Origin of the sequence: Bradyrhizobium sp. B120 (genome assembly GCF_049075665.1) — a bacterium.
Classification (GTDB): Bacteria; Pseudomonadota; Alphaproteobacteria; order Rhizobiales; family Xanthobacteraceae; genus Bradyrhizobium.
The window spans coordinates 9,054,683-9,071,260 of sequence record NZ_CP185242.1 but is presented as its reverse complement, the minus strand read 5'-3'; the positions used below and the strand labels follow the sequence as shown (position 1 = coordinate 9,071,260).

The following is a 16,578-nucleotide window of genomic DNA, read 5'->3' as shown; positions in this document are numbered from 1 at the left end:
TAGAATATGATACTCATCATGTGAGCCGCGGCGCGCGATGTCAAATTAGCCGCTTGATGGTCTGCTTGCGCCATACCAGGGCGTAATAGGCCATCTGCAGCAGGAACATGGTTGCGAAGGTGGCGGGATAGGCGATCCAGATGCCGCTGATGCCGATGGCCCGGCTGAGCAGGATCGCGACCGGCACCTCGACCAGCGCCATGGCCAGCATCGAGATGAACAGCGGCATCCAAACCGTGCCGCCGGCACGCATCGCGCCCGAGAACACCGTCGCCATGCCGAACAGCACCATGCTCCACAGCACGATGTAGAGAAGCTGCTGCGCCAGCGCGAGCACCGCGCCATCGACGATGAAGAAGCCCATCAGCGGCCGCGCAAAGAGATAACCGAGCACAACCAGTCCGCCGGTCAGCGCGAGGTTCATCTCGATCCCGGTGCGGACGATGGCGCCGACCCGGTTGGAATCGCCGCGGCCGATCGCCTGTGCGCCGAAGATCGACACCGATATGGCGATCGAGATCGCCGGAAACTGCACATAGCTGATCACCTGGTTGACCGCGCCATAGGCGGCGGTGGCCTCCGAGCCGAAGCCGTTGACGAGGCCGAGCAGCACCAGTTCGGCGAGCGAGACCACCACCATGCCGATCGCGGTCGGAATGCCGAGCCGCAGCACGATGCGCAGCAGGGCGCCGTTCGGCCGCATCGCGCGCAGGAACGCGGCGTCGAAGGCCAGCGGATGCTTGTGCCGCAGCATGTGGATATGCAGCCACAGCAGCGTGACGACGCCCGAGATCGCGGAAGCAATTGCAGCACTGGCGACGCCCAGCATCGGCAGCCCGAGCCAGCCGCGGATCAATGCGGGCGTCACCACAAGGCCGACGACGGTCGAGACCGTCAGTGCCAGCAGCGGCGTCACGGTGTCGCCGACGCCGCGCATCATTGCCGCGAGCAGCAGGAATGCGAAGGTCACCGGCATCGTGATCATCATGATCCGCGCATAGGACACTGCGGCGTCGAGAACATCAGGTGGCGTTGCGAGCGCCATCAACAGCGGGCGTGCGAACAGGCCGCCGAAGATCGCGATCGCCAGCGCCAGCAGCAGCGTCACGGTCATGGTCGTGCCGGCGACCGCCTTGACCCGGTCGGGCTCGCCGGCGCCCCAGGCCTGGCCGATCATCACCGAGGCGCCGGCGCTCAGGCCGATCACGAAGGAGATGAAGAAGAACATCACCGGAAAGAACACCGACGCAGCGGCGAGCGCGTCGACGCCGATCATCTGGCCGAGATAGATGCCGTTGATGGTGCCGAACAGCGACTGCAGCACGTTGCTCAGCAGCATCGGCGCCAGGAACGACAGGAAGGCTTTGCGTAGAGAAGGAGGCTTGGACACGTTCAACTTCCAAAAATGGACTAGGCACCTTGCTGGTGCGTCTTAGGTCGGGCGGCACACTCCCTGCACCTCGTCGATATTAGATTCATCGAGGGCTAGTCCGCTTGATCGCTATAGGCGAGCCGGATCGCGTGGTCGCGGATGTCGGCCGGCCAGTCCGCGATTAGCGTCGCAAAGCGCCGCCGGTCGTGCGCGAACAGGGCGCGGATCGCGTTCTCGTAGTTCGGCCGGTTGCCGGCCATCGTTGTCATGAAGCGATAGGCGGCATCCTGCGCGATGCGCGTGCGGTCCTTGTCGCCGCTGGCGCGCCGTGCCTCGTCGATCAGCTTGCGGATCGCAACCGATGCGCCGCCCTTCTGCTGGGCGAGCCAGTCCCAATGGCGCGGCAACAGCGTGATTTCGCGCGCGACGACGCCGAGCTTCGGCCGTCCCGGACCGCGCGGCCCGGCCGGCGTTGCCGGCTCCTCGTCGAGCGGCGGCGCGAGCTTCGGCAGCCGCGCCAGCACGTCGTCGACCGAGCCGCGGAAATCGATATCGACCAGCGCCGAGGTGCGGCCGTTGAACACCAGGACCGCGGCATCCTTGCGAAGGTCGAGCAGCTGCTTGGCGGCGCGTGCGACCTCCTTGAGGTCACCGGCCCCGATGCGATGCTCGCCTTCGAAGGCGACATAGGCAGGATTCATGGTACACCTCTCCGATTGTGCGACGTATTGCCCGGGTCATTTCCAGCAAGCACGGCGCGTGATTCTCGACTTTCCTGTTCCCGGCTGGCACCAAACGCCGCCCGATAGCGCCGACATTTCAGAGGACGCCCATGCTGACGGTTCATCATCTCAACAATTCCCGCTCGCAGCGCGTGCTGTGGCTGCTCGAGGAATTGGGCGTGCCCTACGAGATCGTGCGCTACCAGCGGCAACCCGACATGCGGGCGCCGAAGGAGCTGCGCGCGATCCATCCGCTCGGCAAGTCGCCTGTTGTCACCGACAACGGCAACACGATCGCGGAATCCGGCGCGATCCTCGAATACATCATCGCGACCTACGGCAATGGCCGCCTGATCCCGCAAGCCGATACGCCGGAGCGGCTGCGCTACACCTATTGGCTGCACTATGCCGAAGGCTCGGCGATGACGCCGCTGCTCTTGAAGCTGCTGTTCACGCTGATGCCGAAGCGCGCGCCGGCGCTGCTGCGGCCGCTGGTGCGCAAGGTCTCGAACCAGGCGCTGTCCACGCTGGTCAATCCGCAGCTCAAGCAGCACATGGCCTATTGGGAAGGCGAGCTCGGCAAGAGCGAGTGGTTCGCCGGCAACGAATTCTCCGGCGCCGACATCCAGATGAGCTTTCCGCTGGAGGCTGCCGCCGCGCGCGGCGGGCTCGAGGACGGCCACCCTAAATGTGTCGCATTCCTCGAACGCATCCACGCGCGCCCGGCCTATGCGCGGGCGCTGGAGAAGGGCGGGCCGTACGAGGTCGGTCGGTAGCGGATCGCTCATCGCGGCAACTCGACCAGCGGCAGCAGGCGCGAATCCGCCAGCGCCGCGGTGCGGTGTCCGATGCCGGCGAGGTAAGCCTCCGCCACCGCGAAGGCGAGGAATGCGCCGCGGCTCTTCTGCCTGATCAGCATCGCGCGATCCCAGCGCTCGCCCTCGGGCCCGATCAGGAACGAGCCGCCTTCACCCATGAACAGGATGTCGCCGCCGCTCTTGCGCAGGTGCGGAAGCGTGTGAGCGACGTAGCGGTCGTAGGCCGCCGCACCCGTGATTGGCTGGGGCGGGGCCAGCTCCGGGCTTTGCGAATAGTCGGCGATGTCGCGGAAGCGCAGCAGGTTGAGCATCACCAGCTCGCCGGTGATCGCGCGCTGGGCGAACTCGCGCCCGGCGTTCCACGTCGGCTCCAGATGGCAGGTGGTGTCCACGTCAGTTCGTCCGATTTCCGGTTTCGATCCTATAGTTTTATCCGGGCATAATTGCTTTGTCAATAATACCCGGATATAAATAGCGTGCCGATACGACAGGAGCCGCCATGAAGACCGAAGACCGCAAGCTGGCCATCGCCGACTACAAGAAGCGCGCGGCTGTGGCCGGCGTGTTCGCGATCCGCTGCCGCGCGACCGGGGAGGTCTGGGTCGGGCAGGCGCTCGATCTGGAGAAAATCCAGAACCGCATCCGGTTCACGCTGGGGATGGGCAGCCACCGCAATGCCGAGCTGCAGCGCGCCTGGTCGGCGCATGGTGCAGACAGTCTCTCGCTCGAAACGCTGGAGCGCATCGAGGACGAGGAGCTCGCCTATGTCCGCGACACGCTGCTCAAGGAACGCGTGCAGCATTGGCGCGCGCGGCTGAACGCGCCGGCGGTTTAGCTTAGCGTGACGTCTGCGCGCCGCCGACCGACGGCAGAGGCTGCACGGTGACGCCGGGCGGCGGCACATCGTCGTCGGGCACGAAGAAATCCGACATCAACGGCACCGATGGATCGACGCGATAGCGTTCGAAGTCGCGTACGCCGTTGGCATAGAGCACCTTGTCGTCGATGCAGAAATTGCCGGTGAACTCGCGCGATGGCCGCGTGATGATCGCATAGGCCGCATCGCCCATGATTTCCGGCGTGCGGCTCGCCCGCATCATGGCGTCGCCGCCGAGCAGATTGCCGACCGCGGCGGTTGCGATCGTGGTGCGCGGCCACAGCGCATTGACCGCAATGCCGGCGGATTTCTGCTCGCCGGCCAGCCCGAGCACGCACATGCTCATGCCGAACTTCGCCATCGTGTAGGCGGTCGAGTGCTCGAACCATTTGGTCTTCATGTCGAGCGGCGGCGATAGCATCAAAATGTGCGGATTCTCCGCCTTCTTCAGATGCGGAATGCAGTATTTCGACACCATGAAAGTGCCGCGGGTGTTGATCCCCATCATCAGATCGTAGCGCTTCATGTCGGTCGCCTGCGAGGGGGTCAGGCTGATCGCGCTGGCATTGTTGACGCAGACGTCGATGCCGCCGAATTCGGCGACGGTCTGCTCGATCGCCGCCATCACCTGCGCCTCGTCCCTGATGTCGCAGAGCACCGGCAGCGCCTTGCCGCCGGCGGCGCGGACCTCGTCGGCGGCGGTGTAGATCGTGCCTTTCAGCTTCGGATGCGGCTCGGCGGTCTTCGCCGCGATCGCGACATTGGCGCCGTCACGCGCAGCGCGCAGCGCGATCGCCAGCCCGATACCCCGGCTCGCACCCGAGATGAACAGCGTCTTGCCTTTGAGCGATGTCATCTGTTGGCTCCTCCACAGTTAGGGATGCACCATGTCAGGCTCCCTCTCCCCTTGTGGGAGAGGGTTGGGGGTGAGGGGTATCTCTCCATACGGCGTACTGCCTGGATAGACCGCGACCCCTCACCCGGATCGCATCTAGCGATGCAATCCGGCCTCTCCCACAGGGGGAGAGGCAAAGCGGACCAAGTCGCGCGGTCATCGCCTCATCCCATCACTTACGTATCCGCATGCAGTACCCGCCCGCGCGTTTCCGGCAGCGCGTAGGCGGCGATGAAGAACACGGCATAGGCCGCCACCGCGAAGATCGCGATCGCGTTGGCGAGCGTGGTCGTGGTCGAGAGCGCGCCGACCAGGAACGGGAACAGCGCGCCGACGCCGCGGCCGAAATTGTAGCAGAAGCCCTGGCCGGAGCCGCGCAGCCGGGTCGGATAGAGCTCGGTGAGGAACGCGCCCATGCCGGAGAAATAGCCTGAGGCAAAGAAGCCGAGCGGGAAGCCCAGCACCCACAGCACCTCGTTGGACAGCGGCAATTGGGTATAGAGCAGCACGATCGCGATGGCGCCGAGCGAGAAGATCAGGAACAGATTGCGCCGGCCGATCCGGTCGGCAAGCCAGGCGCCGACCAGATAGCCGATGAAGGAGCCGATGATCAGCGTCGCGAGATAGCCGGTCGAGCCGACCACCGAGAGCTTGCGCTCGGTGGTGAGGAAGCGCGGCACCCAGAAGGTGATGGCGTAATAGCCGCCCTGCATGCCGGTGCCGACCAGCGAGGCCAGCAGCGTGGTCTTCAGGATCGGTCCCTGGAAGATTTCCCACAAGGCGGCAGGCCCGCTGCCGGATGCCTGCTGCTGCGCCATCGTCGCGGCGGAGATCTCCGGCTCGGTGACATAGCGGCGCAGATAGAACACCAGCAGCGCCGGCAGCGCGCCGATCACGAACATCCAGCGCCAGGCGTTCTCCGGAGGCAGGATCGAGAACAGGATCGCCTGCGCCAGCACCGCAAGGCCCCAGCCGATCGCCCAGCCCGACTGCACCGAGCCGACCGCGCGTCCGCGATATTGCGGCCGGATCGCTTCGCCGATCAACACCGCGCCGGCCGCCCATTCGCCGCCGAAGCCCAAGCCGAGCAACGCGCGGGCGATCAGGAGCTGGTCGAAATTCTGCACCGCGGCGCAGACCAGCGAGAAGAACGAGAACCAGATAATGGTGAGCTGCAGCGTCTTCACCCGCCCGATCCGGTCGGAGAGATAGCCGCCGAGCCAGCCGCCGACGGCGGAGGCCAGCAGCGTCACGGTGCCGGCGAGGCCGGCAGTGCCGGCATCGACCTTCCACAGCGTGATGATGGTGCCGATCACCAGCGGATAGATCATGAAATCCATGCCGTCGAGCGTCCAGCCCGAGGCGCAGGCCCAGAACGTGCGCCGCTCCGGCAGGTTCATGTCGCGATAGAAGGCGAGGAGGCTGGTGTCCTCGATCTCTGCGACTTCGATTGATTTGGATTCGGCCGTGCTCATGCGCTTTCCCCGGAGAAATCTTTCACCGGCTGTTTGCGATCCGCGGCCGGAGTTGCGCGGACCGCCAATCTATCGCGATGTTGCAGGCCGGGCAAAGCCGCGTTTGCCCTCTAGGTCTTTAGTTTGAGCATGATCTTTTCGGAAAACCGCTTCGCACTTTTCCGGATCAAGCTCTAGTATCCCGCCGCCTCGGAGCCGCGCGTGCGCGGGTCGGGCGCGCCGAGCAGACCGCTGGTCGTGACGACGATCGAGTTCGCGGAGGAGTAGCCGAGCGGCTCGACCGGCTTGTGGCCCTTGGCGCGCAGCTCGGCGAGCACCTCGTCGGGAAAGCCGCGCTCGATCCGGACCTCGTCGGGCAGCCATTGATGATGCATGCGGGGCGCGGCGACCGCGGCCGCGATGTCCATCTTGTAGTCGATGACGTCGACGATGATCTGCGTCACCGCGGAGATGATGCGGCTGCCGCCCGGCGATCCTGTCACCAGCACCGGCTTGCCGTCCTTCAGCACGATGGTTGGCGCCATCGACGACAGCGGGCGCTTGCCGGGTCCGGGCAGATTGGCCTCGAAGCCGACCAGGCCGAACGCATTGGAGGCGCCGGGCGCCGCGGTGAAATCGTCGAGCTCATTGTTGAGCAGCACGCCGGTGCCGTCGGCGACGAGGCCGACGCCATAGGGGAAGTTCAGCGTGTAGGTGTTGCTGACGGCGTTGCCGCTGGCGTCGACGACCGAATAATGCGTGGTGTTGTCGCCCTCGTGCGGCTGCTTGGCGTTGCGCACGTCGGTCCAGGGCGTGGCGCGGGCAAGGTCGATGGTCGCGCGCTGCCTGGCGGCATAATCCTTGTCGGTCAGCAGCTGCGTCGGCGCGTCGACGAAGGCGGGGTCGCCGAGATAGCGGGCACGATCGGCATAGGCCCGCTTCATCGCCTCGATCATGACATGCAGCGAGGCGGCCGAGCCCTGCTTCATGTCAGACATCGGAAAGCCTTCGAGGACGTTGAGGATCTCCAGCAGCACGACACCGCCGGAGGAGGGTTGCGGCATCGAGACGATGTCGTAGCCGCGATAGGTGCCGCGGATCGGCGTGCGGATCACCGGCTGATAGGCTTTCAGATCCTCGAGCGTAAAGATGCCGCCGGCATTCTTGATCCCGCTGACGAGCTTCTCGGCGACCGCGCCCTCGTAGAACCCGCGCGGCCCCTGCTCGGCAATCGCCGTCAGCACGCCGGCGAGATCGCCCTGGATCAGGCGGTCGCCCTCATGCAGCGGCGTGCCGTCGGCATGCGAGAACGTCTTGGCTGAATTGGGCCAGCGCGACATGCGGCGGTACATGTCCGATAGCGTGTCCGACGTATCGTCGGTGACGATGAAGCCGTCGCGGGCGAGATCGATCGCCGGCTTGACGATCTGGGCCAGCGTGAACTTGCCGGAGCCGTACTTCTCCAGCGCCAGCGCGAGGCCCGCGACCGTGCCGGGCACGCCGATCGCGAGCGCGGAATTGCGCGACTTGTCGGGATCGGGCTTGCCGTCGGCGTTCAGGAACATGTCGCGCGTCGCGGCCTGCGGCGCGGTTTCGCGATAGTCGATCGCGACGTCTTCGTTGCGGCCGGCCAGATGGATCACCATGAAGCCGCCGCCACCGATATTGCCGGCGCGCGGATAGGTCACCGCCATCGCAAAGCCGGTGGCGACCGCGGCGTCGACGGCGTTGCCGTCTTGCCGCAGGATGTCGGTGCCGACCCGCGCCGCGAGCTTCTCCTGCGCCACCACCATGCCGTTTTCGGCGTGAATGCTTTGACTCGTATTGTTGGCTGAGGGCTCGTAGGCGCGCCGCTGCACCTGACCCAAGACGGGCGTCGCGATGCCGATCGCGAGGAGAGCGGCAAACAGCCGTCGCGACATCGTTGCCGTCAGCGCCATCGAAATGTCCTGCCCTGTTCATCGCCGTATCAGCAAACCGGCTCATGCTATATGGGTGCGGATTGAAGCGGCAAAAGCCTGCCTGTGCTTCGAGTTAGGGAATATCTTTCGCGATGACGGCAACAATGCAGACGGGGACTGAACATGCGAAGGCCTATCCGGGTCGCACCGCCGTCGTCAGCTGGATCTTCTTCGACTGGGCCGCGCAGCCCTACTTCACGCTGATCACGACCTTCGTGTTCGCGCCCTATTTCGCGAGCTTCGTTGCGCCCGATGCCGCGAGCGGGCAGGCGTTGTGGGGCTTTGCCACCGCGGCTGCGGGACTTGCGATCGCGCTGCTGTCGCCGGTGCTGGGTGCGATCGCCGATGCCAGTGGCCGGCGCAAGCCGTGGATCGCCGTTTTCGGCGCGCTGCTCGTGATCGGCTCGAGCGCGATGTGGATCGGCAAGCCCGGCAATCCCGACATCATCCCCGCGCTGCTGCTGGCCTACGCGATCGCGAGCGTCGGCGTCGAGTTCGCGACCGTCTTCAACAATGCGATGATGCCGACGCTGGTGCCGCCAGACCGGATCGGGCGGCTCTCCGGCACCGGCTGGGCCACCGGCTATGTCGGCGGCATCCTGAGTCTCGTGCTGGTGCTCGGCTTCCTCGCCGCCAATGCCGAGACCGGCCGCACGCTGTTCGGCTTCACGCCGCTGTTCGGACTCGATCCCGTCATGCATGAAGGTGACCGCATCACCGGACCGCTGACCGGGCTGTGGTTCATCATCTTCGTGATGCCGATGTTCCTGTTCACGCCGGACTATCCGGCGAAGCGCCGGATGCACGAGGCGCTCGGCGAAGGCCTGCGCGAGCTCAGGGAATCATTGGCAAGCCTGCCGAAGCAGAAATCACTGGCGCGATTTCTGCTGGCGAACATGATCTACACCGACGGGCTGGTCTCGCTGTTCGCGTTCGGCGGCATCTATGCCGCCGGCACGTTCGGCTGGGACACCATCCGGATCGGCACCTTCGGAATCATTTTGGCGGTGGCCGGCACATTCGGTGGCTGGCTCGGCGGCAAGCTCGACGACGCGTTCGGGCCGAAGCGTGTGATCACCGGCAGCCTCGTGATCCTGCTGTTTGCGATCGTCGTGATCCTCACCGTGAACAAGGATTCCATCCTGTTCATCCCGGTCGCGCCGCCGGTGCCGGGTGGTCCGCTGTTCGCGGGCGCCGCCGAGCGCGCCTATATCGTGCTGGGCTGCCTGATCGGCGCCACCGGCGCGCCGCTACAGGCGGCCTCGCGCTCGCTGCTGATCCGGCTCGCGCCGAAGGATCGCATCGCGCAGTATTTCGGCTTGTTCGCGCTCACCGGAAAGGTGACCTCGTTCATCGGCCCGCTGCTGATCGGCGCGATCACGGCAGCGACCGTGAGCCAGAAGTACGGCATGGCCGTGCTGGTGGCGTTTTTCGTGGTGGGACTCGTGCTGTTGGCGAAAGTGCGGGAGTAAATCACCGCCGTCGTCCCGGCCAAGCGAAGCGCGAGCCGGGACCCATAACCACCGCTGCTCGTGTTGCGCAGCGCTGGAGCCCCAGCTTGTTCCAACAACACTCGCCTGTGGTTATGGGTCCCTGCTTTCGCTGGGACGACAGCTTCGTAGCCCGGATGGAGCGAAGAAGCGCAATCCGGGGTCTTTGGTCCGCGGAGAAACCGTCCCGGATTTCGCTTCGCTGCATCCGGGCTACGGATCCAATTAATGCCTGAAATGCCGCACGCCGGTGAACACCATGGCGATGCCGTGCTCGTCGGCGGCCTTGATCACCTCGTCGTCGCGCATCGAGCCGCCGGGCTGGATCACCGCGGTCGCGCCGGCCTCGATGCAGGCGAGCATGCCGTCGGCGAACGGGAAGAACGCGTCGGAGGCGACCACCGAACCCTTGGTCAGGGGCTCGGCGAGCTTCAGCTCGGCCGCCGCATCCAGCGCCTTGCGTGCGGCAATGCGTGCGGAGTCCACGCGGCTCATCTGGCCGGCGCCGATGCCGACGGTGGCAAGATCCTTGGCGTAGATGATGGTGTTCGACTTGACGTGCTTGGCGACGCGGAAGGCGAATTTGAGGTCGCGCAGCTCGGCGTCGGTCGGCGCGCGCTTGGTCGCGACCTTCAGGTTCATGTCCTCGACCACGGCATTGTCGCGGCTCTGCACCAAGAGGCCGCCGGCGACGGTCTTGGCGGTGAGGCCGACCGCGCGCGCGTTCGGCAGGCCGCCCGCAAGCAGCAGGCGCAGATTGCGCCGGCCGGCGATGATCGAGATCGCCTCCTCGGTCGCATCGGGCGCGATGATCACCTCGGTGAAGATGCCGATGATGGCGCGCGCGGCATCCGCATCGAGCTTGCGGTTGACCGCGATGATGCCGCCATAGGCCGAGGTGGAATCACAGGCGAGCGCGCGGGCATAGGCGGTGGCGAGATCCGGACCCTCGGCGACGCCGCAAGGGTTGGCATGCTTGACGATCACGCAGGCCGCGGTGCGCTGCGGATCGAACTCGCCGACACACTCATAGGCCGCGTCGGTGTCGTTGATGTTGTTGTAGGACAGTTCCTTGCCTTGCAGCTGGCGTGCGGTCGCAACGCCCGGCCGCTTCTCCGGCGTGGCATAGAACGCCGCGGTCTGGTGCGGATTCTCGCCATAGCGCAGCGACTGGATCAGCCTGCCGCCGAAAGCGCGGAAATCCGGCGCCTTGGTGTCGAGCTGCACCGCAAACCAGTTCGAGATCGCGGCGTCATAGGCCGCGGTGCGCGCATAGGCCTTGGCGGCGAGCCGGCGGCGCAGGCCGAGCGAGGTCGCGCCCTTGTGCGCTGCGAGCTCGTCGAGCACGGCAGAATAGTCGTTCGCCTCGACCACCACGGCGACGTCGTCATGGTTCTTCGCCGCGGCGCGGATCATCGCGGGGCCGCCGATGTCGATATTCTCGATGCACTCCTCGAAGCCGGCGCCTTTGTCGACGGTGGCCTCGAACGGATAGAGGTTGACCACCAGCAGATCGATCGGCGCGATGCCGTGCGAGGCCATCGCGGCCGCATGTTCCTTGTTGTCGCGGATCGCGAGCAGGCCGCCATGCACCTTCGGATGCAGCGTCTTGACCCGGCCGTCCATCATCTCCGGAAAACCGGTGAGCTCGGAGACGTCCTTGACCTTCAGCCCGGCCGCCGCGATCGCCTTGGCGGTGCCGCCGGTCGACACCAGCTCGACGCCATGGTCGGAAAGTGCCTTGGCGAACTCGATCAGTCCGGTCTTGTCGGAAACGGACAACAGAGCGCGGGTCACGCGGCGAAGCTGCTCGGTCATATCGGAAAATCCTTGGCTGTTAAGGCAGCCGGGTAGCATGGTTTGGGGCGGTACGAAACCGGTCTCCGAGGCCGATTCCCCTGAAAATGGCGATGATTCGGTCCAAATTTCCGCGTGCTACGCTATCCCCGTCATCCTGAGGAGCCGCGAAGCGGCGTCTCGAAGGATGGATCGGCCCGACTAGTGGCCGTCGACCCTTCGAGACGCGCGCGATACGCGCTCCTCAGGGTGACGGGATTGAGTTTGGTCACCCGGACAGCGGGCGTCCTACAGCGGCAGTTCCGGCTCGCGGCGGGCGTTGCGGCGGGCGTTGGTGGCGGTGGCCGAGGTCGAGGAGCGCACGAAGCTCCAGCGGATGGTGGCGGCCTGCCTTGCGTCCTGCCGGATCACGATCTGGGAGGTGCGGCGCGGGCCGTCATTGCCGGCCAGGAAAACGCTGTCCTCGAGGTCGACCTTGTCGTCCAGCGCCTCGAAGGTCCAGACGTCGCGGTTGGGCAGCACCAGCATGACGCCGCGGGCATCCGACAGCCGGCTCGCCTTCACCGAGGGGTGCAGATGGAAGCGCAGCGCGAAATCGGCCTCGCTGCCCTTGATGCGCCCGCCGGGGGCCGGTGACAGCGAGTCCTCGCCTTCCATCCGCGTGCCGTCCTGGGCGATCATCAGCACGCGGCGGTGGATCACGCCGAAGCGCGAGAGATAGCCGTCATGCGAGGCGGTCAGCACGTCGCCGCCGGGGATGGCTTCGCGGTAGCTCTCGACATTGCTGGGCCCGCTGGTGACCGGCGCGCCGCGCAACAGCCGCTTCATCGCCGACAGCTCGACGAACTGGCACGACGAGGTGTCGCGATAGGTCAGCGTCGAATGCGCCGCGGTCGAGCGCGCGAACGGCCGCCAATTGTCGCGCCCGGTGTTCGGCATGCCGCAATTGACCACGATGCGGCTGACCCCGGAGGACAGCTCGAACGACAGGCAGCCGGCATGCGCATCCTGGCTGACGCTGGCCGGTGGCGGCGGACCGGTGTCGATGATCAAGGTGGTGTTGCCGGCATCGAGGCGCTGGAAGCCGCTATGCGGCATGCTCGACATCGGCACGCCGCGAGTGTCGTCATAGGCGAGCAGCGTCGCGACCAGATCGGACGGCGCGGTGCTCATGCCGTTGAACAGCGCGAAGCTGCCGTCGCCGTGCCGGAAGAAGCGCAGCATCGGCATCATGCGGTCGATGGCGTTGAGCAGCGCCGGCGGTGGCGCGATGTTCCGCGCGGCAAAGGTCTGCCGCAGCGGCAAGAGATCGCTGAGCAATTCGACCAGCGCGCCGGGATTGCGCGAGATATGGCCGCCGTCGGGCAGGATCTGGCGCTGCAATTCGTCGGACAGCCTGCGGGTGGCCGATTTGATGTTGCGCGCCTGGTTGGCGAGGCAGAGCGAGGCGTAGCACAGCGCGATCAACACCTGCAGGCGCGGCACGCCGTCAATGTCGAGCGTGGCGTGGCGCAGATAGCGGATCTCGCGCGCCAGCCCGCGCAGATATTTGCGGTAGAATTTTCCGTCGGTGTCGCCGAGCACCAATGGCGCCTGCGACAACAGCGAAATCACCCGCCGCGCGCGCACGTCGGCGCGCCGCTCCAGCGGCCGCTTGCGGGCCTGGTTGGAGATCCAGTCGTCGACCAGCGAGCGGGCATTGGCGCGGGTCAGCGCAGTGTCGGCGGCGCGCAGATGGCGCAGCCAGCCGAAGCCGAGCAGGGCGGCTTCCCAATCCTCCGACGGCGGTTCGAGATCGAAGATCGATCGGCCGTGGCAGGTGACGATCTTGCCGGCGAACACGAATCGCCCGGCATAGATCTCGGCAGCGCGGGTGGCGTCGGCGGTCCGCAGATCATGCGGGGCGATGATCAGCCGGTCGGTGCGGCCGGGCCAGAGCCGCGACAGCGCAACCGTGCTCCCGCTGGCGCGCGCCATTATGCTGCGGGCAAAGCGGCCAGCAATCAGCGTCGAGATGCGTCTGCTTTGAGCGACCGACACGCCTAACCTTGCGGGGAGGGAATTTTCAACGAATCCTTATTTAATCCGGAAACGCGGCCAAGACACCCTCTTGATATCCAAGACACCCTCTTGATACCGCGCGAATCACTTCGAGCTTAGAGGACTGAAGTTTAAAATCAGGATTTGACCAGCCGGGCGGCGTAAAAGCCGTCCAGTCCGCCCAGTCGCGGGTCGGCGTTGGGCAAATGGCTGGGCAGGGTGCGCAGATCACCGTCGCCGGTGATGATGTCGGCGAGGCCGGCGACCTCGCTTGTCTCGACCGGCGCACGGCGCAGGCCTGATTCGCTCGCCAGCAGCGCAGCAATCGCGTGCTCGCCTTCCTCCGGCTCCAGCGAGCACGTGCAGTAGACCAGGGTGCCGCCGGGCTTCAGCAGATGGGTGGCCTTTTGCAACAGCCGCTTCTGCAGCGCCGTCAGTGCGGCGATGTCGCTCTCCTGCCGCAGCCAGGCGACGTCGGGATGGCGGCGGATGGTTCCCGTCGAGGTGCAGGGCGCATCGACCAGAATACCGTCGAAGCTCGCGGCTTCCGCCGGCCATTCGGCGGCGTCGGCGACCACCGTCTCGGCCTGCAACGCCAGCCGGGTGAGATTGTCGCGCAGCCGCGCGACCCGCGCCGGCGAGCGGTCGACGGCGGTGACCTGTGCGCCGGCCAGCGCGAGCTGGGCGGTCTTGCCACCGGGCGCCGCGCAGAGGTCCGCGATCCGCTTGTCCTTGATGTCGCCGAACAGGCGCACCGGAAGTGCGGCGGCAGCGTCCTGCACCCACCATTGGCCTTCGGCGAAGCCCGGCAGCATGGTCACGGAGCCCTGCAGCAGCGTGCGCACGGTTCCCGTCGGCAGGATCTCGCCATGCAGGCGGCTCGCCCATTGCGGCGCGTCCGACTTCACCGTGAGATCGAGCGACGGCTCGTGGCCGAGCGCCAGCGCCATGTCGCGCGCGGTGGCTTCACCGTAATGCGCGTTCCAGCGCGCCAGCATCCATGGCGGCAGGTCCAGCGTCTGCGGGCTGATCTCGTCGATCAGGCCCTGGCCCTCGCGCGCGCAGCGGCGCAGCACGGCGTTGACCAGCCCGGCATATTTCGCCGCGCGCCGGTCCGACTGCACCAGCCGCACCGAGAGATCGACCGCGGCATGGTCAGGCACATCCATCCAGAGGATCTGCGCGGCGCCGATCAGCAGCGCGCTCTGCGCGCGCGGCGCATCGGTCGGGACGCCGCGGTCGAGCAGCCGCGACAACAAATGGCCGAGCGTGCCGAGCTTGCGCAGGATGGTCGACACCAGCCGGCGCATCAGCGCGCGGTCGCGATCGGCGAGCGATTTCAGGCCGGGATGCGCGCCGGCGCCGTCGAGCTGATCATCGAGCGTGCGGTGCTTGTGCAGCACGCCATCGAGGATGTCGGCCGCGATACGGCGCGCCGCGAGACCGGGGACTTCGGCAGGAACTGCAAATCTTGAAGGAGGCATGAAGCGGAGATATCTCGAAGGTGCTGGAGTTACATTCGGCTCATGCCATCAACTCGAAAACACCTCTGGCATGCGAATATGCCAAATGTAAGAATCGCCTTGCGGGATTTCTTGATCGTGATGTCGTCACTGAGCCAAGACAGAGATACGAAATTCGCGGGCAGAAAGTTTTGTCATGTCTGAGAAATCGCCATCGCCATCGTCGTCTCCGCCGGAACCCGCGCCGCGCAAGCCGCTGACGCCGGCCGCGCAGCGTGCGCTTGCCGAGGCCGCGGCGCGGCGCAAGGCTGCCGAGGAGGCCGCTGCGAAGGATGCGGCCGCGCGGCCGAAGGAATTCCAGGGCCCGAAGGGACCGGAACCGACGCGTTACGGCGATTGGGAGACCAAGGGCATCGCCTCGGACTTCTGAGAGTCTTGCTTGGCGGTCCGACTCAGATCAGTCTGGGAATATGTCCCCATATGAGAGAATAAATCCTTATCGTGGGACGGGGCGTCCGCCCTTTCGCCGCTCACCTTGGGGCCGTCGTGTCTCGGCAGCGCTGCCGTGGGTGTTCGTTCTCGGCATTGCCGTCGGCAGCATGCTGCCGATCCGCCGATGGGCGCCTGAATGGGTGCCTTTGCCGTCGCACTGGTCGTTGAGCCGGTCGCGCGATGCCGAAATGATCTGGCAGCGCGCCGGCGCGTCTGATGCGCGCCATGCGGTCGATGTCATCAGGACGATCGATGGCGACACGTTCGAGGCGCGGGTGCATCTCACGCCGGGACCCGATCTGTACACGCGGGTCCGGCTGCGCGGCATCGATGCGCCGGAGCTGAAGGCGTCCTGCGCGCGCGAACTGCAAATGGCGCAAGCAGCCACGGTGGCGCTGCGCGATCTGCTCGGCCAGGGCGATGTCGCGATCTACAATATCGGCCCCGACAAATATCAGGGCCGCGTCGTCGCCGATGTCGCGACCAGGAAGACCGACAACGTCTCGACCGCGCTGCTCGCGGCCGGCCATGCCCGCGCCTACAATGGCGGCCACCGCTTCGGCTGGTGCGGATATTTCGCGCGCTAGGCGACAGCGTCGTATCCAAGCCAAGGTGCCGCAAAACAAAAAGCCGCGCAGATGCGCGGCTTTTTCTCGCGAGCTTTTGCAGATGTCAGCGGGTGACGACGACGGTCGTACCGACCGAGACGCGCGAATAGAGATCGGTGATGTCGGGATTCAGCATGCGGATGCAGCCGTAGGAGACGAAGCCGCCGACCGAGCCCGGCACGTTCGTGCCGTGGATGGCGTATTCGCCGCCGGCCAGCGTCATGGCGGCGACGCCCATCGGGTTCGCCGGCGAACCGCCTGCGATCACGTTCGGGATGCTCGGCTTGTCGCGCTTGACCTCGGCGGGCGGCGACCAGGCCGGGTTGCGATACTTGCCGTCGATCCGGGTCGTGCCGGCCCACTGCTTGCCCGACTTGCCGACGCCGACCGGGTAGCGCATCGCGTGACCGGAATCGAGAATGAGATAGAGCCGCCGTTCGTTGGTCTTCACCACGATGGTGCCCGGCTCATAATTGTCGGCGTGTATTCCGACCATCTCCGGCCGCGCCTCGGCCGTCTGCGACATCACAACAACAGCACCAAGGGTGGCAGCCAGCGCCACCGCAAACTTCATCGACATCAACCTCTC

The 16,578-nt window shown here is 66.1% G+C and carries 15 protein-coding genes; 5 read left to right on the top strand and 10 right to left on the bottom strand.

Features of this window, described 5'->3' with window-relative positions:
• Positions 1–40: 40 nt before the first annotated feature.
• The gene (locus ACOIX3_RS42040; protein WP_420967808.1) at positions 41–1,396 is read right to left on the bottom strand and encodes an MATE family efflux transporter; all 1,356 of its coding nucleotides are present in this window, start codon (positions 1,394–1,396) and stop codon (positions 41–43) included.
• An 89-nt stretch (positions 1,397–1,485) separates the two neighbouring features.
• Positions 1,486–2,073, bottom strand: coding sequence for a DUF2239 family protein (locus ACOIX3_RS42035; RefSeq protein WP_420967807.1), 588 nt, complete (start codon positions 2,071–2,073; stop codon positions 1,486–1,488).
• Positions 2,074–2,204: 131 nt separating this feature from the next.
• On the opposite strand from ACOIX3_RS42035, the gene ACOIX3_RS42030 reads away from it, so the two are divergent.
• Complete coding sequence (locus tag ACOIX3_RS42030) at positions 2,205–2,870, top strand: glutathione S-transferase family protein (RefSeq protein ID WP_420967806.1); 666 nt, start codon at positions 2,205–2,207, stop codon at positions 2,868–2,870.
• Positions 2,871–2,878: 8 nt separating this feature from the next.
• Here ACOIX3_RS42030 and ACOIX3_RS42025 read toward each other — a convergent pair whose 3' ends face one another.
• A complete protein-coding gene (locus ACOIX3_RS42025; protein ID WP_420967805.1) occupies positions 2,879–3,304 on the bottom strand; it encodes a DUF1330 domain-containing protein in 426 nt (141 codons plus the stop codon).
• A 107-nt stretch (positions 3,305–3,411) separates the two neighbouring features.
• On the opposite strand from ACOIX3_RS42025, the gene ACOIX3_RS42020 reads away from it, so the two are divergent.
• Entirely contained in the window at positions 3,412–3,747 is a 336-nt protein-coding gene (locus ACOIX3_RS42020) for a GIY-YIG nuclease family protein (RefSeq protein WP_420967804.1), read from the top strand.
• A 1-nt stretch (position 3,748) separates the two neighbouring features.
• Here ACOIX3_RS42020 and ACOIX3_RS42015 read toward each other — a convergent pair whose 3' ends face one another.
• The 3 genes from ACOIX3_RS42015 to ggt all read right to left on the bottom strand — a co-directional run bounded on the left by ACOIX3_RS42015 (position 3,749) and on the right by ggt (position 8,078).
• The gene (locus ACOIX3_RS42015) at positions 3,749–4,645 is read right to left on the bottom strand and encodes an SDR family oxidoreductase (RefSeq protein ID WP_420967802.1); all 897 of its coding nucleotides are present in this window, start codon (positions 4,643–4,645) and stop codon (positions 3,749–3,751) included.
• 215 nt (positions 4,646–4,860) lie between these two features.
• On the bottom strand, positions 4,861–6,159 hold the full coding sequence (locus tag ACOIX3_RS42010; protein ID WP_420967801.1) for an MFS transporter: 1,299 nt from the start codon (positions 6,157–6,159) through the stop codon (positions 4,861–4,863).
• Between the two features lie 173 nt (positions 6,160–6,332).
• A complete protein-coding gene (ggt, locus tag ACOIX3_RS42005; RefSeq protein WP_420967800.1) occupies positions 6,333–8,078 on the bottom strand; it encodes a gamma-glutamyltransferase in 1,746 nt (581 codons plus the stop codon).
• 125 nt (positions 8,079–8,203) lie between these two features.
• Between ggt and ACOIX3_RS42000 the strand changes: the two genes are divergently transcribed.
• A complete protein-coding gene (locus ACOIX3_RS42000; protein ID WP_420967799.1) occupies positions 8,204–9,571 on the top strand; it encodes an MFS transporter in 1,368 nt (455 codons plus the stop codon).
• A gap of 243 nt (positions 9,572–9,814) precedes the next feature.
• On the opposite strand, the gene purH is transcribed toward ACOIX3_RS42000, so the two are convergent.
• The 3 genes from purH to ACOIX3_RS41985 form a co-directional block, all read right to left on the bottom strand.
• Entirely contained in the window at positions 9,815–11,407 is a 1,593-nt protein-coding gene (gene purH / locus ACOIX3_RS41995; RefSeq protein ID WP_420967798.1) for a bifunctional phosphoribosylaminoimidazolecarboxamide formyltransferase/IMP cyclohydrolase, read from the bottom strand.
• 267 nt (positions 11,408–11,674) lie between these two features.
• A complete protein-coding gene (locus ACOIX3_RS41990; RefSeq protein WP_420967797.1) occupies positions 11,675–13,426 on the bottom strand; it encodes a heparinase II/III family protein in 1,752 nt (583 codons plus the stop codon).
• Positions 13,427–13,563: 137 nt separating this feature from the next.
• The gene (locus tag ACOIX3_RS41985; protein WP_420967796.1) at positions 13,564–14,910 is read right to left on the bottom strand and encodes an RsmB/NOP family class I SAM-dependent RNA methyltransferase; all 1,347 of its coding nucleotides are present in this window, start codon (positions 14,908–14,910) and stop codon (positions 13,564–13,566) included.
• A 175-nt stretch (positions 14,911–15,085) separates the two neighbouring features.
• On the opposite strand from ACOIX3_RS41985, the gene ACOIX3_RS41980 reads away from it, so the two are divergent.
• Complete coding sequence (locus ACOIX3_RS41980; protein WP_420967794.1) at positions 15,086–15,319, top strand: DUF1674 domain-containing protein; 234 nt, start codon at positions 15,086–15,088, stop codon at positions 15,317–15,319.
• Between the two features lie 40 nt (positions 15,320–15,359).
• Entirely contained in the window at positions 15,360–15,968 is a 609-nt protein-coding gene (locus ACOIX3_RS41975; RefSeq protein ID WP_420967792.1) for a thermonuclease family protein, read from the top strand.
• A gap of 85 nt (positions 15,969–16,053) precedes the next feature.
• On the opposite strand, the gene ACOIX3_RS41970 is transcribed toward ACOIX3_RS41975, so the two are convergent.
• Positions 16,054–16,569 carry a L,D-transpeptidase gene (locus ACOIX3_RS41970; RefSeq protein WP_097677248.1) on the bottom strand — a complete coding sequence of 172 codons (516 nt, stop codon included), beginning with the start codon at positions 16,567–16,569 and terminating at the stop codon, positions 16,054–16,056.
• Positions 16,570–16,578: the final 9 nt, after the last annotated feature.

Coding starts and splice junctions, on each gene's coding strand:
- ACOIX3_RS42020 (WP_420967804.1), top strand. CDS start 3,412: ATGAAGACCGAAGACCGCAAGCTGGCCATCGCCGACTACAAGAAGCGC.
- ACOIX3_RS41980 (WP_420967794.1), top strand. CDS start 15,086: ATGTCTGAGAAATCGCCATCGCCATCGTCGTCTCCGCCGGAACCCGCG.
- ACOIX3_RS41975 (WP_420967792.1), top strand. CDS start 15,360: ATGTCCCCATATGAGAGAATAAATCCTTATCGTGGGACGGGGCGTCCG.
- ACOIX3_RS42035 (WP_420967807.1), bottom strand. CDS start 2,073: ATGAATCCTGCCTATGTCGCCTTCGAAGGCGAGCATCGCATCGGGGCC.
- ACOIX3_RS42000 (WP_420967799.1), top strand. CDS start 8,204: ATGCAGACGGGGACTGAACATGCGAAGGCCTATCCGGGTCGCACCGCC.
- ACOIX3_RS42030 (WP_420967806.1), top strand. CDS start 2,205: ATGCTGACGGTTCATCATCTCAACAATTCCCGCTCGCAGCGCGTGCTG.
- ACOIX3_RS42015 (WP_420967802.1), bottom strand. CDS start 4,645: ATGACATCGCTCAAAGGCAAGACGCTGTTCATCTCGGGTGCGAGCCGG.
- purH (WP_420967798.1), bottom strand. CDS start 11,407: ATGACCGAGCAGCTTCGCCGCGTGACCCGCGCTCTGTTGTCCGTTTCC.
- ACOIX3_RS42010 (WP_420967801.1), bottom strand. CDS start 6,159: ATGAGCACGGCCGAATCCAAATCAATCGAAGTCGCAGAGATCGAGGAC.
- ggt (WP_420967800.1), bottom strand. CDS start 8,078: ATGGCGCTGACGGCAACGATGTCGCGACGGCTGTTTGCCGCTCTCCTC.
- ACOIX3_RS41970 (WP_097677248.1), bottom strand. CDS start 16,569: ATGTCGATGAAGTTTGCGGTGGCGCTGGCTGCCACCCTTGGTGCTGTT.
- ACOIX3_RS41985 (WP_420967796.1), bottom strand. CDS start 14,910: ATGCCTCCTTCAAGATTTGCAGTTCCTGCCGAAGTCCCCGGTCTCGCG.